Consider the following 20609-nt stretch of genomic DNA (forward strand, 5'->3'; position numbering starts at 1 on the left):
TGTCGAGGTCGGACGGTGTGAAGTCCGCTATGTGGGAACGGGTGTTGCGGGTGTGTGAAGCCGCCGGCGGAGCGTCCCGCGCAGGTGTCTTCATGTCGCGGAAGTGACGTGCTGTGTCCGCCGTGCCACGTGTGCGACGCGGCTGTGTGCACGCATGACAGACGTGTGACATGTCCATGGAATCCCTTCACCGGCGCCTGTCCGGAGGCGGAAGGTCGCTCTGCGGCACCGACCCGGGTGCCGCGCCCCGCACCTCTCGCAGAGAAGGACATCTCTCATGGCAGCAGTGCGTACGACGAAGCGGCGGATCGCCGCGTCCCTTGCCTCGACGGCCGCGGTGGCGGCGGTGGTCGGAGCCCTCGCCGTGCCTCCCGCGCAGGCGGCGGCGCCGGCCGGGCCGACGGGCACGGTCCTCGGAGCGAACTCCGCGCAGGCCGTGCCCGGCAGCTACATCGTCACCCTCAAGAAGAGCGCCGGCTTCAAGGCGACCGCCGCGCGGGGCGAGAACCTCGTCTCCGCGTACGGCGGCACGGTCAGGCGGACGTTCACCTCCGCGCTCAACGGCTACGCCGCCACGCTGACCGCCGCCGAGGCCGGCAGACTCGCGGCCGACCCCGCCGTCGCGTCGGTCGAGCAGGACCAGCGGGTGCACACCACCGGCACCCAGACCAGCGCGCCCTGGGGCCTGGACCGCATCGACCAGGCCAACCTCCCGCTGAACGGCAGCTACACCTACCCCGACAGCGCGGGCGGCGGCGCGACCGTCTACGTCCTGGACACCGGCGTCCGCATCACCCACAAGGACCTCGCGGGCCGGGCCTCGTACGGCTATGACTTCGTCGACAACGACGCCACCGCGCAGGACGGTTACGGCCACGGAACGTTCGTCGCCACCGTCGCCGCGGGCAGCACCTACGGCGTGGCCAAGAAGGCGAAGGTCGTCGCGGTACGGGTCCTCGGCAACGACGGCTCCGGTACGACGGCCGGGGTCATCGCGGGCGTCGACTGGATCACCGCGCACCACGGCGCCGACTCCGTCGCCAACGTCTCCCTGGGCGGCGGGGCCAGCACCGCCCTCGACACCGCGGTGAAGAACTCCATCGCCTCGGGCGTCACCTACTCCATAGCCGCCGGCAACTCCGGCGCGCCCGCCGCCAACTACTCACCCTCCCGCGTCCCGCAGGCGCTCACCGTCGGCGCGACGACGAGCTCGGACGCCCGCGCGAGTTACTCCAACTACGGCTTCACGGTGGACCTCTTCGCCCCCGGCTCCACCATCACGGCCGGCTGGAACAGCTCCGACACGGCCACCTACACCGGCAACGGCACGAGCCACCAGCGAGGCATGCCGCGCTCCGCAGGGGGCGCGGCATTGCGCTTGCCGCGCGGGGAAGGTCACCGGGTCACGTCGGCGCGGGTCGTGCCCATGGAGAGGGCCGCGACCCAGTTGATGGAGGCCGTGCCGGTGTCGGTGCCGAAGTAGGTGCCCCAGCGGGGCTTGTTGCCCAGGTCGTCCCAAGTGCGGGCGCCGGTCCGGGAGGCGAACCGCGTGCCGTCCAGGTAGACGGACAGGGTTCCGGCGCCGCCCGCGTCCGTGGTGATGCCGAGCTGGACGGAGTGCCATTCCCCGGCCGTCCACGGGGTGGTCCCGATGGATATCCAGGTTTCGCCGGGAGCCACGTACCAGACCTTGAGCCGGTCGTCCTCGACCTTCATCAGGACCGGGTAGTTCTGGCTGTTCTGGTCGTTGGTGCCGTTGGACTTCCACTGGAAGACGGTCTGCGCGTCACCGGTCTTGGTCATGGAGTCCCAGCCGAACCAGTACGTGCTGTCGTCCTCGAAGGCGTACTCGCCGGCGGAGGTGCGAACACTGTGCGCCTCGCAGCGCGGCGTCCCGACCGGCTTGTTGAACTTGAAGAAGGTGCCGTGGCCGTCGCCCCAGTTGCCCGTGGTGACGGAGCCGGGGCTGTCGCAGAGCGTGGTCGCGAAGACGCCGACGCCCTGAGCCGCATCCGCGTCCCAGATGACGGACGCCTGAGCGGGGGACGCCGCCAGGACGGTGGCGCAGGCGGTGGCGGCGGCTGTGCAGATCCAGGCACGCAGTGGGGTGCGGTACATGGGTCACCTCTTCGATCGGTGGGTCGATGCGCGCCCCGTTCTAACGAAGACAGTCGAAACGCTCAATAGTTTCCACGAAGTTGATCGTTTCGATCGTTCGGGGGCGTGGTGGCTGCCGTACCGTGTCAGCCGCAGGTTCCAGCAGTCGACGACGTCATCTGGGGAGCGGACCGTGGCCGAGAGAGAAGCGCTGGTCGGCGGGGCGGTCAACGCGGGCGCGGTCTTCCGCGTCGGAGACCTCGTCGAACGCCCCGCACCGCGCACGGCACGCGCCCTGCACGCTCATCTCACCGCGCTCAAGGAGCAGGGGTTCGACGCCGCCCCGGAGCCGGTGGCTCTCACGGCGGACGGCCGGGAGAGGCTGACGTTCGTCCCCGGCGATGTCGCACTGCCGCCGTTCCCGCACTGGGCGATGACCGAGGGAGCGCTGTGCTCGGTGGGCCGTCTGCTGCGGCGCCTGCACGACGCCGCGACGGCCGTCGAGGTGGACGAAAGCGCCGAGTGGCCGCGCGCGCTGAGCGATCCGGCCGGCGGAACCATGCTGTGCCACAACGACGTGTGCCCGGACAACGTCGTGTTCCGCGACGGCCGGGCCGCGGCGCTCATCGACTTCGACATGGCGGCGCCGGGCCGGCCGGTGTGGGACGTCGCCATGACCGCCCGCTACTGGGTACCCCTGCTCGACCCCGCCTCCAGGGCGGACCTCTACCCCGCGGGCCTCGATGCCCCGTCCCGTCTGCGCACCCTCGCCGACAGCTACGGCCTCTCCCCGCGGGACCGCGCCGACCTCCCCGCCGTCCTCGAACAGGCCACCGCCTCCTGCCGCGCTTTCGTCGCGGCCCGCGTGGCCGACGGCGACCCCGTCTACGTCGAGACGCTGGCACGGCGCGGAGGATGGCAGCGGTGGGACCGCGTGCAGGAGTGGCTGGCGGCGCGGCGCGGGGCGTTGGCTGCCGCGCTGTGACGGCCGCGCGGACGGCCGCGCGAACGGCCGCCGGCCGCGTCGGTCAGGCGCGGACGAGCGGGGTGTCGACCAAGTGTTCCGCCAGGAACCACGCCTGGCGTTCGCCGGTCCTGATGATTTGGGAGACCAGGACGTCGTTGGAGCCGTCGTCGCCGAGTTCGGCGGTGCGGGCGGCGGCGTCATGGGCGTCGATCAGGATGGTCTCGTGGGCCTCCAGCAGGCGGGAGAGCATCGCCGGAACCTCCTCCACGCCGTCCGGGGGCCGCGGGATCGAGGTGATCTCGGCGACGTGCCGGGCGTCACCGATCGCGACGCCGCCCAGGGACTGGACGCGCTCGGCGAGGGTGTCGATCAGTTCGAGCTGTTCCCCGGCGTGCTTGTCCAGGACGATGTGCAGCTGGTAGAAGGTCGCGCCGCGCATCAGCCAGTGGTGCTTCTTGTAGAGGCCGTGCAGGATCTGGGTGTCGGCCAGGACCTTGTTGAGGCGCTGGCAGGCGTACATCCGGGCCTCGTAGGACAGGCCGACGGGGAACTGCTTGACGGTGCCGAACTCCTGGATCACCTCGCCCTTCTGGTGCAGCCACGGCTGACTGCCATGCGTGGGCGTGGAGTTGCTGGTCATGGTCGGTCTCCTGGGGTGCGGTGGTACGGAGGTGACGACGTTAGGCGGCGGCGGACGGAGGACTTGCCGGTGAGCGCATGGGTATGTGTCCGCCAGTGCACTCGACATGTGTGTGCGCTGTCAGGTCACACCTCGTGCGCTGACGGTCAAGTGGCCCGCTCCTCCCCTTCTAGCTTTTCGGCATCGCCCGCCGGAGTGTCCGGCGTGGGCGAACGAAGTGCTGAGGAGCTCTCATGTCCGATGTCGTCGAGCCGGTCACCCCGGTCCTCGAGCCCGCGGCGGCCGCTTTCGCGGAGGCCACCGCCCGTCCGCCGTTCCTGTTCGAGCTGGCGCCCGCCGAGGGGCGCAAGGCGGTCGACGAGGTGCAGTCGGGTCCGGTCGAGCTGCCCGAGGTGGACGAGGAGTGGGTGACCGTCCAGGGCGGCCCCACCGGCAGTGTGCGGGCGCGGATCGTGCGGCCCGCCGGGGTCGCCAGAACGCTTCCGGTGATCTTCTACATCCACGGCGCGGGCTGGGTGTTCGGCAACGCGCACACCCACGACCGCCTGGTACGCGAACTCGCCGTCGGCGTCGGCGCGGCCGTAGTCTTCCCCGAGTACGACCTCTCGCCCGAGGCCCGCTACCCGGTCGCCATCGAGCAGAACTACGCGGTGGCCCGCTGGGTCGTCACCGAGGGCGCCTCGCACGGCCTCGACGGCCAGCGCCTCGCGGTCGCCGGTGACTCGGTCGGCGGCAACATGACCGCCGCCCTGACGCTGATGGCCAAGGAGCGCGGCGACGTTCCCCTGCTCGGCCAGGTGCTCTTCTACCCGGTGACCGACGCGAGCTTCGACACCGGCTCCTACCACCAGTTCGCGGAGGGCTACTTCCTGCGCCGCGACGGCATGCAGTGGTTCTGGGACCAGTACACGACCGACGAGAGCGAGCGCGCGCAGATCACCGCGTCGCCGCTGCGGGCCACCACCGAGCAGCTCGCCGGGCTGCCGCCGGCCCTCGTCATCACGGGCGAGGCCGACGTGCTGCGCGACGAGGGCGAGGCGTACGCGAACAAGCTGCGCCAGGCCGGGGTGCCGGTCACCGCGGTCCGTTTCCAGGGCGTCATCCACGACTTCGTGATGCTCAACGCGCTGCGGGACACGCACGCCGCCGAGGCCGCCATCACCATGGCCGTCCGCACCCTGCGCACCACCCTCGGCACCCGCTGACGCGCGCGGCCTCCGCCCACACCCCCGACCTCCCACCCTCTCCCAGGAGACACACCGATCATGGCCACTGAAGCCACCGCCACCCCCACCGTCGTCCTCGTGCACGGCGCCTTCGCCGACGCCGCCAGCTGGTCCGGCGTCATCGCCGAACTGCAGAGCCAGGGCGTCCCCGTCGTCGCCCCGCCCAACCCGCTGCGCGGTCTGGCCTCGGACGCCGCGTACATCGCCTCCGTGGCCGCCCAGATCGACGGCCCCGTCGTCCTCGTCGGCCACTCCTACGGCGGCGCGCTGATCACCGTCGCCGGTACCACGGAGAACGTCGTCGGCCTCGTCTACGTCGCCGCCTACGTCCTCGAAGAGGGCGAGAGCCTCGGCGAGCTGCAGGGCCGCTTCCCGCTCTCGCCGCTGGTCAGCAACTTGAAGGAGGCCACCTACCCGGTCGACGGCGCCGCGCCCGCGACCGAGGTGACCATCGCCGCCGACGCGTTCCCGGCGATCTTCGCGGCGGACGTGCCCGCCGACGTCACCAAGGTCCTCGCCGTGGCCCAGCGGCCGCTGGCCGCCGCCGCGTTCGAGGAGAAGGCGAGCGCCGCCGCCTGGCACACCAAGCCCGCGTGGGCCCTCGTCGCCGGTGGCGACCAGGCCATCAACCCCGAGGTCGAGCGGTTCGGCGCGGAGCGCGCCGGCGCCACTGTCGTCGAGCTGGAGGGCGCCTCGCACGCCGTCGCCGTCTCGCGCCCCAAGGACGTCGCGGGCCTCATCCTCGACGCCGTCCGCGCCACCAGCTGACGTACGGGGGCCCGGCCGCGCGGCCGGGCCCCGCTCACCGTGCCGGTGCGGTGCGCAGGCTGCGCCACTCCCGCGGGGAGACGCCGTAGGCGCCGCGGAACACCCGGCTGAAGTGGGCGGGGTTGACGAACCCCCAGCGCTGCGCCACGGACGCGACCGAGGGCCTGGCCCGGCCGCCCCGGGCCAGCTCACGGGCGCACTCCTCCAGGCGGCGGCGCTGCACCAGGCGGCCGACGGTGATGCCCTCGTCCTGGAAGAGGCGGTGCAGGTAGCGCACGGAGATGTGATGCGCCCTCGCGATGTCCTCGGGGGACAGCGCCGGGTCCGTCAGATGCCGGTCGATGTGGTCGCGGATGCGCGTCACCAGGTGGGCGCGGCCGGTGTCCGCTCCGGCCCGGTCGTTCCTGGCGTGCTCGGCGACCAGGACCGCGAAGAGGTCGACGACGCTGGAGGCCAGCCGGGTCGCGACCGCGGGGGAGTAGGCGCCGGCGGAGTCGGTCAGTGTCGTCAGGAAGGGGCGGAGGACCGCACCGCAGCCGTCACCGGTGCCGAGCGCGGTGGCCGTGACGCGGCGCAGGTCCTCGTCGGCGACGGCCAGGGCGCGGCGGGGGACGTGGACGAGCCGGGCCGCGAACGGTTCGGGGTGGTCCATGAAGAACGGGCGGGCGGTGTCGTACACGAACAGGCCGCCCCGGCCCACGTCGGCGCGTCGGCCGTCCTGGGTGAGGACGGTCCGGCCCGTGAGCTGGACACCGATCACGACGAACCGGTCGGTGGAGCGGGCGATGTGCTGGGCCCTGTGACTGACCTGGTGCGGGTCCGCCTCCACGGTGCGGATGCGCAGGCAGCCGACCCGGGCGGTGACGAAGCGTCCGGTGAACGGGCCGTCACCGCCGTCACGGGTGACGGCGGTCGGTATGTCGACCGTGGCCATCGCGGTGCGCCAGTAGTCGAGGCGGTCGCCCTCGGACACCGCGTCAGTGGTCAGCACCGGAGTCATCCGGCTCTCCTCTCCATGCACACCCCTGGCGGAGAGCTCGGGTCCGCGGCGCACATGGATCCGGCCGGGAGTTCGGTGCCTGGTCCTGCGCGGATGCCCGGACGGCAACGTCGTCGCCCGGTTTCTCCGCCATGTCCAGACAATCAGGGCGCGCGGACGGTCGCCAGGCAGGAAGCAGGCAGAAGTTCTGCCGGTGACACCGGGCTACTGTTCCCGTTCCATCCCGGCCAGGTGCTGCCGCGCGTCCGTGAGCGCCTGCGGTGCGGCGTCGGAGCCGAGCGCGAGGCAGCGCGTGAAGGCTTCCCGTGCCTGTTCCTCCCGCCCGGCGGAGAGCAGCAGCAGCCCGAGACGGACGAGTTCGCTGCTCTCCTGCGTGAAGTTGTCCGCGTCGTGCCAGAGGTCCGCCGCGATCCGGCGCTCCGCGACCGCCTCGTCCCACTCCTCCAGCCTGGCCAGGGCGTGCGCCATGCCGGAGTGCAGCCCTGCCCGCACGAAGTCCGCGATGTGCGGGGCGATGCGGTCTCCCGTCCGGTCCAGGAAGGCGAGCGTGGAGCGGAAGGACGCGAGGGCTGCCTCGGCACGGCCGTCCTGGGCCAGGGTGAGGGCGTGCCCGTGCCGCGCGTTGAGACTCCCGTGCAGATCGCCTGCCGCCTCGAAGAGCCGGCCGGCCCGCTCCATGTGGTCGACGGACGACGCGTACTCCTCCAACTTGCGCAGCGCCCAGGAGCTGTAGAAGTGCGCCCACGCCTCCTGGACGGTATCGCCCGCGCGCTCGGCGGCGGCCAGCGCCTCGGCGGACCGGGCGAGGCTGTCCTGGAAGCGGCCCTCGCACAGCAGCAGGGCCCACGCGTGGTAGTTGAGCTGCGTCGCCTCGATGAGCGGGTCGTCCAGGGCGCGGGCGGCGCGGACGGCGGTGTCGAAGACCTCGGGCCAGTGCCCCCAGAAGATCCACTGGTCGGAGAACCAGTGCAGCGCCTCGGCCACCTCCACGACCAGGCCGTGCTGACCGCCGGCGGCGACCGCGCGCAGGGCAGCCAGCCAGTTGGCGCCCTCGGTCTTCAGCCACCGCATCGCCTTGTCGGCGGAGGACAGGTCGACCGACCCCCGCCAGTCGGCCGGCGGCGCGCCGTGGCCGGGTTCGAACCAGCGGCCCGCCACCACCGTCGTCTCCAGGAGCCAGTGGTGCAGGTCGGTGCGGGCCCGCTCGACGTCCCCCGGGTCCTCCTCGGCGGTCAGCCGCGTACGGGCGAAGAGGCACACCAGGTCGTGCAGGCGGTAGCGGTCCTGCTCGCCGCCGAGCAGGCCGACCTCGACCAGTTCCTCCAGGGTGTCCTCGGCGTCGTACAGGCGCTGGCCGGTGAGGCGGGCGGCGGCAGCGGCGCTCGTGTCCGGCCCCGGGACGAGGGAGAGGCGCCGGAAGAGGCGGGCGGCCGTGGGGGTGAGCTGACGGTAGGACAGGTCGAAGGCGGCGGAGACCCGGAGGTCACCGGCGGCCAGCGCGTCCAGGCGCCGCTCGTCGAGGGCGAGGCGGTCGGCGAGGCGGCGCAGGGACCAGCCGGTGCGGGTGGCCAGCCAGTTGCCCGCCACTCGCAGCGCCAGCGGCAGATGGCCGCAGCGGTACGCGACCTCGGCGAGCGCCGCCGGATCGGCCCCGGCGCGCTCCGCCCCGACCAGGGTGGTCAGGAACGCGGCGGCCTCCTCCGGGCTCAGTACGCCCAACTGCAGCCGGTGCACGCTCTCGAGCCCGGTGAGCATGCGCCGGCTCGTCACGAGGACCATCCCCGCACCGGCGCCCGGCAGGAGCGGGCGGACCTGGGCCTCATCGCGGGCGTTGTCCAGGACCAGGAGCGTGCGACGCTCTGCGAGCATCTCCCGGTACAGCCCCGGATGCCCCTGCGGCCCGGCCTTCGCCAGGTCCCGGTCGGGCACCTGGAACGCCTTGAGGACACTGAGCATCAACTCGGCGGGCGCGGGCGGCTCGTCGTCCATGCCACGCAGATCGAGGACGAGCTGCCCGTCCGGAAAACGACCCGCGAGCGTACGGGCGGCGTGCAGCGCGAGGGTGGTCTTCCCGGTACCGGGCGGCCCGGAGACGGCGACGGTCACGGGGACGCGGGCGATCGTGGCACCACTGGGCCTCCCGGTCCCGTCGGCCACCGCCACGGACCTAGCGGCGCTCTCGGGCCCACCGGCCGTCTCGGGATCGCGGGCTGTCACGGGCCCACCGGCGCTCTCGGGCCCGCCAGCTGTCATGGGCCCGCGGGCCGTCTCGGGCTCGCCCGCTGTTACGGACCCGCGGGCTGTCATGGGTCCGCGGGCCGTTTCGGGATCGCGGGCTGTCACGGGCCCGCGGGCGCTCTCGGGTCCGCCAGCTGTCTTGGGCCCGCGGGCCGTTTCGGGATCGCGGGCTGTCACGCGCCCACCGGCGCTCTCGAATCCGCCAGCTGTCATGGGCCCGCGGGCCGTCCCGGGGTCGCTGGCTGTCACAGGCTCGCCCGCTGTCTCGTGCTCGCCCGCTGTCTCGGGCTCGCCGGCTGTCACGGGATCGTGGGCGCTCTCGGGCCCACCGGCGCTCTCGGGCCCGTCGGCGCTCTCGGGCCCACCGGCTGTCACCGGCCCACGGGCACTCACGGGCCCACCGGCCGTCACGGGCCCACCGGCCGTCACGGGATCACCGGCCCCCACGGGACCACCAACCCCCACGGAACCACCAGCCCCCACGGGACCACCGGCCCTATCGGGGCTGTCGGTCGTCACCGGCCAACCAGACCCCACGGGACTGCCGTCAGGCACTGGCGGCGTCGCGAGTGCGACGAGTTTTGCGATTTCGGGCTCGCGGCCCACGAAGTCGTCGATGCCGCGGGGGAAGGCGCGCACCCCGGACGGGCTGTAGCCGGCGTCGCGTCCGCTGCGCGCGACGGACAGGAGGCGCTCGCGCTCCGCCTCGCCGAGGCCGAGCCCGTCCGCGAGGGCGGCCACCGTACGGCGCTGCGGAGCGGCCCGCCGCCCCCGCTCCAGGTCCCCGATGCCCCGGACGCTGACGCCCGACGCCTCCGCGAGACCCTCGATGGTCAACGACGCCGCGAGCCGCAGCTCCCGCAGCGCGGCCCCGAACGCCCCGCGCTCCCCGCTCACCCACCCGCTCCTTCCCGCACGCCCTTGCCGTTCCCCCGGCGTGACCCGTAGATCTTATGCAAAACCCGAGGTCGGGGGCGTAGCGGGCCGGTTCGGGTACGGTCCGCCCGCCGCGCCCGCCGACAAAGACGTGGACAACGACCGCGGTGATCGTGGACGCTTCGCGCGATGACCAGAACCGATGACACCCCGCCCGCCTGGGACGAGCGCACGCAGCTCACCACGTTCCTCGACTACGCGCGCGACACCGCCCGCGCCAAGTGCGAAGGCGTCTCCGCCGAGAACGCACGCAGAGCGCTCCTGCCGGGATCGCCGCTGATGACCCTGTGCGGGGTGATCAACCATCTCCGCTGGGTCGAGTACTACTGGTTCCAGGTGGTCCTCCTGGGCGAGGAGGACCAGGGCCCGTGGACCGACGAGGACCCCGACAGGGAGATGCGGATCGCCGTCGACTTCCCGCTCGCACAGTTGCTTGACGAGTACGCGGAGCAGAGCGCCCGCTACCGGGAACTGGTGGCCGGGAGCGACCTGGACCGGCGCGCCGAGCGAACCGTCCGCGACGGGCTCCACGTCGACCTGCGCTGGATCCTGCTGCACCTCACCGAGGAGACGGCCCGGCACAACGGCCACCTCGACATCCTGCGCGAGCTGCTCGACGGAACGACGGGCGACTAGAGGCACGTTCAGGTCACGCGTCGACGATGTCGACCGCGATGCCCGTCGCGCGGCGGGCCGCCCCCGAGGGCGTGTGCGCCGGCCCGGCCGCCGTGTCGGTGCCGTTGGCGACCGCCGCGGACTCGGCGCCGGCCCAGCTGAACACGCCGCGCGCCATGGTGGAGGTCTCACGCGCGGCGCGGTCGCGGTGGACATCGGCACGGACCCGGCGATCCACTGGTCGTCGGGAGCGGCGAGCGCCGCGGCCTCGGCACACCGCACGGGGCAGCGCTGGCCGTGGGGTCACTCCTCCTGCATGACGGCGACACGGATACCGGCCCGACCGCCTCTACTGCCCCGATGCCGCACCGGAGTTGAGGGACGCCGCCCCCACCCCCACCCGCAGCATCGGACGCGGCGTCGACGTCACCACCAGTACCGCCGCCACGACCACCACCGCCCCCTCGACAGGATCGGCCAGCGTCCACAACGCCCCGGGCAGAAGCACCCGTTCACACAGGTGCAGGGCGATCGCCCTCCCGGTCCACGTCCGCGCCCCGCACACCACCACCCCGGCCGTCGACGTCGCCCCGAGCAGCAGCACCCAGAACACCGGGGGAGCATGCCGGTCCAGTACCAGCGGGGTCAGCGCGGACGCCCCGTACGACATCGCCGCCAGCGTGCCCAGGACCCGTACCGAGGTCCGTACCCCGCACCGCACCGGCAGGGTACGGCTGCCCGCGCGGCGGTCCTGGTCCACGTCGTGGATCGCGAGCAGGAGATTGCTGAACGTGCCCTGCAAGCCCAGTGCCAGTGCGGGCAGGAGCAGTGCGGGCTGTGGCCAGACGGAGCTGAAGCACGCCCCGGCAAGCAGCGGGCACGTCCAGCCCGCGAAGCCCGAGGCAGCGTCGCCCCACAGTCCGCGGCCCTTGAGCCCGGCCCCGTACGCGGCGTAGGAGACAGCGGCGAGCAGCACGAACAGCAAGGAGTGCCACGCGACGACGGCGTCGAGCACCAGCGTGCCGGACGCCAGCACGACCGCCGCCCACTTCGCGGCGCTCGCCGTCAGCCGCCCCGACGGGATCGGCCGGTGCGGCTTGTCCACGAGGTCGTCGGCCCGGGTCAGCCAGTCCGCGGCGTACAGCGCGCCCGCGCAGCCCGACAACCCGGAGACGATTGCGAGCAGCACGGCGGGGACCTGAGGAACAGGTGCCGCCAGCGTGGCGCCGAGTCCGCCGACGACGGCCACGACCACGAGGTCGTACAGCCGCAGCGTCTCCGCGTGCGCGCGCACACGGTCCCAGCGGCCCACCACCCGGCCCGCACGTGCCCCCGCGTCCTCCGACTCATTCATCGGCCTGTCAACGATCACGGCCCTACGGTGTCACCACCGGTCCCTACCAGCGCACCCGGAGTTCGCTCAGGCCGCGCATGAGGCTCGCCCGCCACTTGGGTGTGCCGTCCCCGTCGAACGCGAGGCGGGGGAAGCGGTCGAGCAGGAGGCGCAGGGCCAGAGTCGCCTCCAGGCGGGCCAGCGGGGCGCCGAGGCAGTGGTGCAGGCCGTGCCCGAAGGCGAGATGGGCGCGGGTGGAGGCCGGGTCGCGGCGGATGTCGAAGCGTTCGGGTGCGGGGAAACGCGCCGGGTCGCGGTTGGCGGCGGCGATGGACAGGACGACCCGCGCACCGGCCGGTATGCGCACGCCTCCGAGGTCGACCGGTTCGACGGGGTAGCGGTAGGTGCCCGCCGGGGCCGGGGACTCGAAGCGCAGGGTCTCCTCCACGGCGCCCTCGACGAGACCCGGGTCCGCGCGCAGGGCGGTGAGCTGTTCGGGGTGGCTGAGCAGCAGCTGTACGGAGTTGGCGATGAGGTTGACGGTGGTCTCGTGCCCCGCGACCAGCAACAGGAAGGCCATACCGAGCAACTCCTCGGGCGCGAGCCGGTCGGCATCGGCGCCGTCGCCCTCACGGGCTCTGTCGTGCGCGCGGACCAGCGCGTGCAGCAGGTCGCTCTCCGCCGCGTCCCGCTGCCGTCGCTTCTCCTCCGCGAGCCCGGCGAGGTAGCCGGCCATCTCCCGGGACGCCCCGGCGGACCCCTCGGGGTCGTCGAGGGCGACGACTTGTGTGGACCACGCCCGGAAGGCGGCGCGGTCCGCGTCCGGCACGCCGAGCAGCTCGCAGATGATGGTGAGCGGCAGCGGATACGCGTACGCGGCCACGAGGTCGGCGCGGCCGTCGGCGGCCACGGCGTCCAGGAGCGCACCAGCCGCCTCCTGGACGCGCGGACGCAGCGCCTGCACGCGGCGAGCGGTGAACTCGCGGGCCACCAGGGTCCGCAGCCGGGTGTGGTCGGGCGGGTCGACCTGGAGCATGTTGCGGCCCACGGCGTACAGCCCGTCGTCCTCGAAGTCGGCGGAGTGCCGCACGTCGTTGCGCAGCCGGGGGTCGGCGAACGCGGCGCGAACCTCGGCGTGCCCCACCACCAGCCACGACTCGTCCCCGGTGGGGAAGCGGACATGGTGAACGGGGCCGCGCGCCCGCAGCGCGGTGAACGCGGCATAGGGGTCGGTGACGAAGTCGTCCGTCAGGTCGGCGAGGGGGACGGTGGGGTGCTGGTGCGTACGCATGGCGACTCCCGGCGGGCGGCGGAACAGAAGTGGGGAGAGATCCCCGTTTGCCTGTCGGGAGTGACCGTAACATGAGGCGGGGAGTGCTCCCCGTTTGATCCCCCGCGCCCGAGAGCCGCCCTGCGACGGTGCCGTGGACGTCGACGGAGTCGATGCGGCGGGAACAGGCCGCTTCGTCCGGGGCCGGGCGGCCGGGAAAGAGAGCGGTGTAGTCGTCCAGCGGCGTGCTCCCGGCCGGTCATCCCCTCGCCGGGCACGGGCCGCTGCCCGTACAGGCGCTGGCCGACCAGACCTGGGTGGAGGACAACGACGGCTCCGCGGCCCTGCTGCGCCGGCACGCCGCCCGCGCCGGAGTCAGCCCCCGCATCGACCTCACCGCGGCCGACCTGCTCGGCAAACTGGCCCTCGTCGCGACCGGCCACGCCATCGCGCTGATCCCCGGCGTCCTGACCCGCGCACTACGTGCCGACGTCACCACGGCACCGCTCGTCGACCCCCCGACCCGCAGCATCTACGCGATCACCCCGCACCGGAACACCCACCCCGGCGCGGCGCCCCTCCTGGACGAACTCGCGACCGCTTTCCGCTGAGAGCGGCGGCCGCACGGCGCCCGGTGCGGCGGACCGCCACGCCGGCCGCACAGCGGTCGACGGGTTCACGCACGGCACTGTGCCCCAGCACAACCCCAACGCCTCTTCACTGTGCGTACGGCTCCGGAACACCTCCGTCCCCTGTACGCGGCGGCGGGTGGGCTGGTGCCATGCCCCGCATGTCTTGCGCGACGCGATCAACTCCGCCCCCGTACAGCCTCGTTCACCGTGACAGACCTTGTACGCGGGAGCGTCGGTCGTGAGCGGGGGCGACGGGCAGTCGTTCGCGCTCGTGGTGTTTCTCGGTTTCGTCGCCGTGTCGTTGCTCCTGTGCGGGCTCGCGGCGGCGGACGTGGACGACCCCGAGCACTTCTACGCGGGCGGGAGCGCGGCGTTCGGGCCGGTCGGCGGCGGGCTCGCCATCGCCGGGGACTACATCTCCGCGGCCACCCTCCTGAGCACCACGGGCGCGGTCGCCCTCGACGGCGCCGACGGCATGCTCTTCGCCGCCGCCACCGTCCTCTCGCTCTTCCTGCTCATGCGGATCCTGGGCGAACCCCTGCGCCGTGGCGGCGTGTTCACCCTGGGGGACTTCCTCACCGACCGGCTCCGTGACCCGTCCCTACGCCGGGCGCTCGGCATCGCGGGCCTCGTCGTCCTCGCCCCGCTGCTCCTGGTGCAGCTCACCACCGCGGGCCGCATCATGACCGCGATGTTCGGCCTGCCCGAGTCCGCGCTGACGTGGTGCACGGTCACCGGCGGCGCCCTCATGATCTGCTACGCGGCGGTGGGCGGAATGCGCGGCGTCGGATACGTCCAGATCCTCAAGGTGGGCGTGGCCCTCACCGCGCTGCTGCTGCTCGCCGGCATCGTCCTCGCCCGGTTCGGCTGGTCGCCGGTCGGCCTCTTCGACGCGGCCCGCCACCAGTCGGGAGCAGGAGCCGATTACGCGCTGCCGGGCCTGCACTTCGGTCACTCCCCGGCCGGCCGCCTCGACCTCATCAGCTTCGAGGCCACCCTGCTCATCGGCGCCGCCTGTCTGCCGCACGTCACCATGCGCCTGCATCCGCTGCGGGACGCCCGCACCGCCCGCCGCGCCGTCGGCTGGGCGGTCGGACCGGTCGCGATGGTGTGCGCCGGGGTGGTCGTGGCCGGGCTCGGCGCCTGCGCGCTGATCGGCCGGGACGCCGTCCGGGCCGCCGACCCCGGCGGAGCGACCGCGCTGCTCATGGTCACCGGCGCGCTCGACCCCGTGGAGGGCGGAGCGCGGCACAGCATGCTCTTCGCGATCGTCGCGTGCGCCGTCTTCGCGACCACCCTCGCGGCCGTCGCCGGGATCACCCTCGCCGCCGCCTCCAGCATCGCGCGCGACTTCCGGGAGCGGCCCGCGCGGGGGACGGGCGACCGGTCGGCGGCGCGGGAGATCCGGCAGGCGCGCGTGAGCATCGTCGTCGTGGGCGTCGTCGCCGTCGTGTGCGCGGCCCTCCTCGCGGACCGCGGCACGATGACGCTGATCGCGCTGTCGTTCACGGTGTCCGCATCGGTCCTCGCGCCGGTGCTGCTGTACACGCTGTTCCTGCCGGGTTTCTCCGCCACGGGTGTGCGCTGGATCGTCTACGGGACCCTGCCGCTCGTCGTGGTGCTGCTGACCGGGTCCCCGGCGATGACCGGCTCGCCCGTCGCGGTCTTCCCCGGCCACGACATCCACTGGTTCCCGCTGCAGACACCGGGGCTCCTCACCATCCCGGCCGGTTTCCTGCTCGGCCTCGTCGGCCGCACACGTGTGAGCGCGGTGCGGCCACATGCCCGTACCCCCTACGACGAGGTGCGGACAGGCGGCTGATCCGGACGTGTTCCGGCGTACCGGCTCTCCGGCCGCACCAGCCCGAGATGTCCGCGCAGCGTGTCGCTCGTGTAGGCCGTACGGAAGGCGCCCCGGCGCTGGAGCGCCGGGACCAGCCGCCGGGTGATCGCCGTCAGGTCGTGCGGCAGGACGGCGGGGCGCAGCCGGAACCCGTCGAGCCCGGCGGAGCGGCGGTCCAGGAGGAGGTCGGCGAGTTCGTCGGGGGTGCCCGCGAAGATCTCGGCGTCGGAGGTGAGCGGCGCGCCCGCGAGGTCGTCGAGGCGGGCCAGCCGGCGCGCCGCCTCGCCGGGCGTGTCGTCGAGGAGGACCAGCAGGTCGGCGAGGACGAGGAGCGGCTGGGCCGTACGGTCGCGCCCGGCCGATGCCACCGCCGCGTCGACCTCGCCGAGCACCGCCTTCGTGCCGGCCCTGTCGTGCGGGGTGACGAAGACGATGTCGGAGGCGCGCGCCGCGAACTCGTACGGCACGGAGGCGTGCGCGAGACTCGCCACCGGCGGTTGGCCCTGGGGCGGGCGGGGGGTGACGGAGGGGCCGCGGACACTGAAGTGCGGCCCCTCGAAGTCGATGTGGTGGATCTTGGCGCGGTCGATGAAGCGGCCGGTGGCGACATCACGGATCTCCGCGTCGTCCTCCCAGCTGTCCCACAGGCGGCGTACGACCTCCACGGCGTCGGCGGCCTCGTCGAACAGCGGGCGCAGGCGCGCGGCGATGCGTTCCGGCTCGCGCGCCTCCTCGTCGGTGAGCTGCGGAGTCGTACGGCGGCCGAAGTGGGCGGCGTCCGCGGCCCGTGAGGCGATCTGGGGACGCCAGCCCGCACGCCCCGTGGCGGCGAAGTCGAGCGTGGCGACGGCCAGGGAGAGGTGGAACGGTTCGGTGTGCGTGACGTTGGCGGTCGGTATGAGCCCGATGTGCCGGGTCAGCGGGGCGAGCCGGGCGGCGAGCAGCACCGCGTCGAGGTTGCCGCGCACCTGGTCGGTGCGGTCGTCGGGGCGGTGGAAGGCGGCGGACTGCGGGCCCAGCGAGTCCTCCAGGGTGACGAAGTCGAGCAGCCCGCGCTCGGCCTCCGCCACGAGAGCGGCCCAGTACTCGGCGGTGAACAGCTCGGCGGGCCGGACCCCGCTCGTACGCCAGGCCGCCGGGTGCCAGCCCGCACCGTCGAGGGCGACGGCGAGGTGGAAGGGGGTACCGGTCATCGCGTCGTGCTGCCTTCCTGCGAGGACGTACGGGCATGGGTGCGGGGGCGCGCCGGGCCGAGGCCCAGATGGTCGCGAAGGGTGGTGCCGGTGTACTCCGTGCGGAAGACGCCGCGCTCCTGGAGCAGCGGGACGACACGGTCGACCACGTCGTCGAGGCCGCCGGGGGTCAGGTGCGGGACCAGGACGAAACCGTCGGCGCCGCCGCTCCGCACGAAGTGCTCGATCGCGTCGGCGACGGTGCGCGGGCTGCCGACGAAGGTCTGCCCGCCGTGCACCTCGGTGACGAGTTCGCGGATGCTGAGACCGCGCTCCTCCGCCAGCGCCCGCCAGCGGCGCGCCGTTTCGAGGCGGCCGGTGCGGAAGACGGAATGGCCGCGCAGGAGGAGCGAGTCCGGATCGGGGTCGACGTCGGGCAGGGGCCCGTCGGGGTCGTAGGCGGACAGGTCGCGGCCCCACACCCCTTCCAGGTGGGCGAGGGCCGTCTCCGGGCCGACCTGGGCGCGGGTGATCTCGTCGGCGTACGCGGCGGCCTCCGCGTCGGTGTCGGCGACGACAGCGGTGGCGGTGGGCAGCACCTTCAGCTCGTCGTGGGTGCGGCCGTGCCGGGCGAGGCGGCCCTTGACGTCGCGGTAGAAGGCGCGCGCCTCGTCCAGGCGGTTGTACTTGCTGAAGATGACATCGGCGTCGGACGCGGCGAACTCGCGGCCCGCGTCCGACTCCCCGGCCTGGATGACCACCGGGTGGCCCTGCGGGGCGCGGGGCGAGGTGAAGCGGCCGCTGATGTCGAAGTGCTCGCCCTGGTGCGCGAACCGCCCGGTGCCGGGACGGCGCAGGAAGTGGCCCTGTGCGGTGTCGTCGGCGAGGGCGTCGTCGTCCCAGCTGTCCCACAACTGCCGCGTGGCAGCCAGGAACTCGGCCGCCCGCGTGTAGCGGTCTGCCTCCTTCAGGAAGCCGCCCCGGCGGAAGTTCTCGCCGGTGAAGGCGTCGAAGCTGGTCACGACGTTCCAGGCGGCGCGACCGCCGCTCAAGTGGTCCAGGGTGGCCAGCCTGCGGGCGACTTCGTAGGGCTCGTTGAAGGTCGCGTTGACCGTCGCGGCGAGGCCGAGGCGCCGGGTGACGGCCGCCAGCGCGGCAAGCACCGTCAGGTTCTCGGGGCGGCCCGCGACGTCGAACTCGTAGAACTCGTCCTTGTGCTCGCGCAGCCGCAGGCCCTCGGCGAGGAAGAAGAAGTCGAAGAGGCCGCGCTCCGCCGTGCGGGCCAGCGCGGCGAACGACTCGAAGGCGATCTGGCTGCGCGACCTCGGGTCGGACCATACGGTCACGTTGTGGATGCCGGGCAGCTGCGCGGCGAGGATCACCTGTTTCCCGGCCGGGGCGGTCACGGTTGTCCTACCTCCTGATGGTGGGGTGTGCCCCGAGCCTGCACGAGCGCCGACGGCGGCGAACAGGCCAAGGGCCCCTATTTCACGCCGTGTTCATGGCCGGAGCGGGTGCGGGGTGGTGTAACGCACGGTGTTGTCGAGGGTCACGCCGTGGCTCTTCACCTCGATGGCGATACGGTCCCCGTCCGCGATCCGGAAACCGTCGTGGAAACTGGCCTCGTCGGCGCCGAGCAGCAGGTAGTTGACGAGGCCGGGCCTGCGCACGGCGGGGAAGGTGAAGAAATACGCGGCCATGTCGGCGATGCGGAAGTACAGCGCGTCGTCGCCGCAGTCGAAGGAACCCTCCCACGCGGTGGCGCCGTCGCGGACGATGGTGGTCCTGCCGGTCACGGAGGCGGGCGGCGGGCCGAGGAAGAGCCAGGGCGCGAGCGCGGTGTCGCACAGCTTGCAGTACGGGTTGTAGCCAGGGTCCTTGCGGTGCAGGCCGATGTCGCACAGGTCGTTGCCGAAGGTGTAGCCGGCGTAGTGCGGGGTGCCGTCGGCGTCGTTGACGTAGACGAGGGCGACCTCGGGCTCCTCGATGAGCGCCACGGGAGCGGCGGGCACGACGAGATCCTCACCGGGCAGCCGCGCCCAGTCTCCGAAGCCCTTGAAGAACCACTTCGGCGGCGTGAACTCCCCGTCCTCCGGCGCCTTCTCGCCGCCCCACTTCTTGGTGTGGGTGCCCATGAAGCCGCTGAGCAGCGCGCTGCCCGTGGCCTCCGGCAGCAGGGGCGGGCGCAGCCGCAGCTCCGGGTCGTCGGCGGGCACGGTGACGGACTCGGCTGTCGGGAGCGCGGCCCGGACCGCCTCGGGCGAACCGTCGGTGGTGAGAAACGTGTCGGTGAGGGTGTGTGCGTCGACCGGGTGGAGGGTGAGCGCGGCGCCCGGCCCGGGCAGGCCGAAGCCGACGTGGCGGCGGCCCCGGTAGGTGGCTTCGTAGAGCACGGGAGGCACGGGGGACGGGGCGTCGAGTTCGGGCATGGGGAAGTCCTCGTTCCGTAGCAAGGGGTGTGTGTCAGGTGTGCGCAGGGGAGGTGAGGTGGGCGAACGCCGTTCCTACGTGGTCGAGCGCGGCGTCGATCCACGGCAGCCGCAGCGGGTCGGAGGCGTCGAGCGCGGCCTGCCGCTCGTCGTCGGTGGTGCCGTAGAGGCGGCTGGTGGCGACGCGCAGCCGCAGCGGATCGCCGGGTTCACCGAAGGCGCGGGCGGGCAGCACGCCGACGCCGTGCCGGTCGAGCAGCCACCGGGCGGCGGACTCGCCGCCGGTCACGCCGAGCGCGGTCAGCCGCTCCCGGCGCGGTGCGAGATCCGGGTACAGGTAGCAGGTGGCGACGACCGGGGCCAGTTCGGCGCCGGCGTCCGTGAGCCGCGCGGCGACGGCCCGCGCCACCGTGGCGTGCAGCCGCCTGCTCGCCGCCACCCGCGCCACCACCTCGGGCGGTTCGGCCAGGGCGTAGGCGGCGGCCTCCTGCACCGGGGCGGGCGGGCTCGACCAGATCTGGCTGGCCACCGAGGCGAGCGCCGTGTGCAGGGTGTGGCCGGGCTCGCCGTCGGGCAGCCGGGCGACCCCGGTGCGCCAGCCCCCGACGGCGAGGTTCTTGGTGAGACCGGAGGTGACGACGGTGCGCTCCGGCGCGTACCTGGCCGGGGAGACCGGGGGAGCGGCGGGGTCGTGCACGAGGTCGTGGTAGATCTCGTCGGAGATGATGAAGAGGCCCACATCGCGTGCCACGGTGGCGAGTTGCCGTACCGTCTCGGCCGGTGCCACGTTTCCCGTGGGGTTGTCGGGGACCGTCACCACGACCGCGCGCGGGTCGCGGCCCGCCTCCCGGGCGCGGACGACCGCCTCGCGCAGCAGCTCCGGGTCGGGCACGCCGCCGCGCCCCGGCGCCACCGGTACGGGCAGGGGTGTGCCGCCCGCGAGCCGGGTCTGGGCGCCGTAGCTGACCCAGCCCGGGACCGGGACGACCACGTCGCCGCCGATCGCCAGTTGCAGCGCGAACAGGAGCGCCTTGCTGCCCGGCCCCGCCACCACCTGCTCCGGTGCGGTGGCCAGACCGCGCCGCGTCCAGTACCCGGTGGCGGCGGTACGGAGTGCGAGGCTGCCGGTGACCGGTCCGTAGGCGGTGCGGTGGGCGGCGCCTGCCAGGCGTGCGGCGAGTTCGGGCAGGACGGGCAGGCCGATCTCGCCGCTGGCCATGGGCAGGATCCGCTGTCCGGCGCGTTGTCTGCGGGCCAGCACCGCGTCGGCCGCGAGCGTCGCGGACATGGGGACCGGGGTGGGCATCAGTGCTCCGTATCAGGGGCGGTCGGGTCAGTGCACGGCGGGCGTGGGGTTGGCGGGTCAGCGCTCGGCGGGCGTTGGGTGGTCGGGTCGGCGCTCGGCAGAGGTGGGGTGGTCGGGTCGGCGCTCGGCGGGCGTGG

17 protein-coding genes and 2 pseudogenes are annotated in these 20609 nt (G+C 73.4%); 7 read left to right on the top strand and 12 right to left on the bottom strand.

Annotation, left to right across the window (positions count from 1 at the left end):
* Positions 1–277: 277 nt before the first annotated feature.
* Positions 278–1483 (top strand): S8 family peptidase, encoded by a 1206-nt coding sequence (locus tag N5I75_RS35750; protein ID WP_476684321.1) that lies wholly within the window; start codon positions 278–280, stop codon positions 1481–1483.
* On the opposite strand, the gene N5I75_RS35755 is transcribed toward N5I75_RS35750, so the two are convergent.
* A complete protein-coding gene (locus tag N5I75_RS35755; RefSeq protein WP_476684322.1) occupies positions 1396–2118 on the bottom strand; it encodes a heparin lyase I family protein in 723 nt (240 codons plus the stop codon). The two genes, N5I75_RS35750 and N5I75_RS35755, sit on opposite strands and share 88 nt — an antisense overlap.
* Before the next feature lie 172 nt (positions 2119–2290).
* On the opposite strand from N5I75_RS35755, the gene N5I75_RS35760 reads away from it, so the two are divergent.
* Positions 2291–3082, top strand: a complete 792-nt coding sequence (locus N5I75_RS35760) for a phosphotransferase (protein WP_476684323.1) — start codon at positions 2291–2293, stop codon at positions 3080–3082.
* Positions 3083–3125: 43 nt separating this feature from the next.
* Here N5I75_RS35760 and N5I75_RS35765 read toward each other — a convergent pair whose 3' ends face one another.
* Entirely contained in the window at positions 3126–3704 is a 579-nt protein-coding gene (locus N5I75_RS35765) for a Dps family protein (protein WP_476684324.1), read from the bottom strand.
* Between the two features lie 233 nt (positions 3705–3937).
* Here N5I75_RS35765 and N5I75_RS35770 point away from each other — a divergent pair, with 233 nt between their 5' ends.
* Both N5I75_RS35770 and N5I75_RS35775 read left to right on the top strand, forming a co-directional pair.
* A complete protein-coding gene (locus tag N5I75_RS35770; protein WP_476684325.1) occupies positions 3938–4909 on the top strand; it encodes an alpha/beta hydrolase in 972 nt (323 codons plus the stop codon).
* A gap of 60 nt (positions 4910–4969) precedes the next feature.
* Entirely contained in the window at positions 4970–5698 is a 729-nt protein-coding gene (locus tag N5I75_RS35775) for an alpha/beta fold hydrolase (protein ID WP_476684326.1), read from the top strand.
* Positions 5699–5732: 34 nt separating this feature from the next.
* Here the strand turns inward: N5I75_RS35775 and N5I75_RS35780 are convergent, their stop codons facing one another.
* The 3 genes and pseudogenes from N5I75_RS35780 to N5I75_RS35790 form a co-directional block, all read right to left on the bottom strand.
* The gene (locus N5I75_RS35780; protein ID WP_476684327.1) at positions 5733–6698 is read right to left on the bottom strand and encodes a helix-turn-helix domain-containing protein; all 966 of its coding nucleotides are present in this window, start codon (positions 6696–6698) and stop codon (positions 5733–5735) included.
* A 204-nt stretch (positions 6699–6902) separates the two neighbouring features.
* On the bottom strand, positions 6903–8915 hold the full coding sequence (locus tag N5I75_RS35785) for an ATP-binding protein (RefSeq protein WP_476684897.1): 2013 nt from the start codon (positions 8913–8915) through the stop codon (positions 6903–6905).
* 720 nt (positions 8916–9635) lie between these two features.
* Positions 9636–9833, bottom strand: a pseudogene (locus tag N5I75_RS35790) (helix-turn-helix domain-containing protein); the annotation flags it as partial.
* A 168-nt stretch (positions 9834–10001) separates the two neighbouring features.
* Here N5I75_RS35790 and N5I75_RS35795 point away from each other — a divergent pair.
* Complete coding sequence (locus N5I75_RS35795; protein ID WP_476684328.1) at positions 10002–10508, top strand: DinB family protein; 507 nt, start codon at positions 10002–10004, stop codon at positions 10506–10508.
* A 13-nt stretch (positions 10509–10521) separates the two neighbouring features.
* Here N5I75_RS35795 and N5I75_RS35800 read toward each other — a convergent pair whose 3' ends face one another.
* From N5I75_RS35800 to N5I75_RS35810, 3 genes are all read right to left on the bottom strand, one after another.
* Positions 10522–10725: a hypothetical protein gene (locus N5I75_RS35800; RefSeq protein WP_476684329.1), complete on the bottom strand. Its 204-nt coding sequence runs from the start codon at positions 10723–10725 to the stop codon at positions 10522–10524.
* 111 nt (positions 10726–10836) lie between these two features.
* Complete coding sequence (locus tag N5I75_RS35805) at positions 10837–11859, bottom strand: UbiA family prenyltransferase (RefSeq protein WP_476684330.1); 1023 nt, start codon at positions 11857–11859, stop codon at positions 10837–10839.
* A gap of 25 nt (positions 11860–11884) precedes the next feature.
* The gene (locus N5I75_RS35810; protein ID WP_476684331.1) at positions 11885–13111 is read right to left on the bottom strand and encodes a cytochrome P450 family protein; all 1227 of its coding nucleotides are present in this window, start codon (positions 13109–13111) and stop codon (positions 11885–11887) included.
* Between the two features lie 224 nt (positions 13112–13335).
* Between N5I75_RS35810 and N5I75_RS35815 the strand changes: the two are divergent.
* Together N5I75_RS35815 and N5I75_RS35820 are read left to right on the top strand one after the other, a co-directional pair.
* A pseudogene (locus N5I75_RS35815) lies at positions 13336–13701 on the top strand (LysR substrate-binding domain-containing protein); the annotation flags it as partial.
* Between the two features lie 259 nt (positions 13702–13960).
* Positions 13961–15544, top strand: a complete 1584-nt coding sequence (locus N5I75_RS35820) for a sodium/solute symporter (protein WP_476684332.1) — start codon at positions 13961–13963, stop codon at positions 15542–15544.
* Here N5I75_RS35820 and N5I75_RS35825 read toward each other — a convergent pair.
* The 4 genes from N5I75_RS35825 to N5I75_RS35840 all read right to left on the bottom strand — a co-directional run bounded on the left by N5I75_RS35825 (position 15517) and on the right by N5I75_RS35840 (position 20472).
* The gene (locus N5I75_RS35825) at positions 15517–16758 is read right to left on the bottom strand and encodes an LLM class flavin-dependent oxidoreductase (protein WP_476684333.1); all 1242 of its coding nucleotides are present in this window, start codon (positions 16756–16758) and stop codon (positions 15517–15519) included. The genes N5I75_RS35820 and N5I75_RS35825 overlap by 28 nt on opposite strands.
* Positions 16755–18143, bottom strand: a complete 1389-nt coding sequence (locus N5I75_RS35830) for an NtaA/DmoA family FMN-dependent monooxygenase (RefSeq protein WP_476684334.1) — start codon at positions 18141–18143, stop codon at positions 16755–16757. Before N5I75_RS35830 ends, N5I75_RS35825 begins: the two co-directional genes overlap by 4 nt.
* Before the next feature lie 93 nt (positions 18144–18236).
* On the bottom strand, positions 18237–19166 hold the full coding sequence (locus N5I75_RS35835) for a fumarylacetoacetate (FAA) hydrolase (protein ID WP_476684335.1): 930 nt from the start codon (positions 19164–19166) through the stop codon (positions 18237–18239).
* A 34-nt stretch (positions 19167–19200) separates the two neighbouring features.
* Entirely contained in the window at positions 19201–20472 is a 1272-nt protein-coding gene (locus N5I75_RS35840) for a pyridoxal phosphate-dependent aminotransferase (protein WP_476684336.1), read from the bottom strand.
* Positions 20473–20609 lie beyond the last annotated feature (137 nt).

Source organism: Streptomyces sp. R818, from assembly GCF_056172735.1.

What these genes read in the sequence shown, in the direction of transcription:
- N5I75_RS35835 (WP_476684335.1), bottom strand. Translation starts at nt 19,166, where the DNA reads ATGCCCGAACTCGACGCCCCGTCCCCCGTGCCTCCCGTGCTCTACGAA.
- N5I75_RS35780 (WP_476684327.1), bottom strand. Translation starts at nt 6,698, where the DNA reads ATGACTCCGGTGCTGACCACTGACGCGGTGTCCGAGGGCGACCGCCTC.
- N5I75_RS35765 (WP_476684324.1), bottom strand. Translation starts at nt 3,704, where the DNA reads ATGACCAGCAACTCCACGCCCACGCATGGCAGTCAGCCGTGGCTGCAC.
- N5I75_RS35795 (WP_476684328.1), top strand. Translation starts at nt 10,002, where the DNA reads ATGACCAGAACCGATGACACCCCGCCCGCCTGGGACGAGCGCACGCAG.
- N5I75_RS35840 (WP_476684336.1), bottom strand. Translation starts at nt 20,472, where the DNA reads ATGCCCACCCCGGTCCCCATGTCCGCGACGCTCGCGGCCGACGCGGTG.
- N5I75_RS35770 (WP_476684325.1), top strand. Translation starts at nt 3,938, where the DNA reads ATGTCCGATGTCGTCGAGCCGGTCACCCCGGTCCTCGAGCCCGCGGCG.
- N5I75_RS35810 (WP_476684331.1), bottom strand. Translation starts at nt 13,111, where the DNA reads ATGCGTACGCACCAGCACCCCACCGTCCCCCTCGCCGACCTGACGGAC.
- N5I75_RS35750 (WP_476684321.1), top strand. Translation starts at nt 278, where the DNA reads ATGGCAGCAGTGCGTACGACGAAGCGGCGGATCGCCGCGTCCCTTGCC.
- N5I75_RS35825 (WP_476684333.1), bottom strand. Translation starts at nt 16,758, where the DNA reads ATGACCGGTACCCCCTTCCACCTCGCCGTCGCCCTCGACGGTGCGGGC.
- N5I75_RS35775 (WP_476684326.1), top strand. Translation starts at nt 4,970, where the DNA reads ATGGCCACTGAAGCCACCGCCACCCCCACCGTCGTCCTCGTGCACGGC.
- N5I75_RS35755 (WP_476684322.1), bottom strand. Translation starts at nt 2,118, where the DNA reads ATGTACCGCACCCCACTGCGTGCCTGGATCTGCACAGCCGCCGCCACC.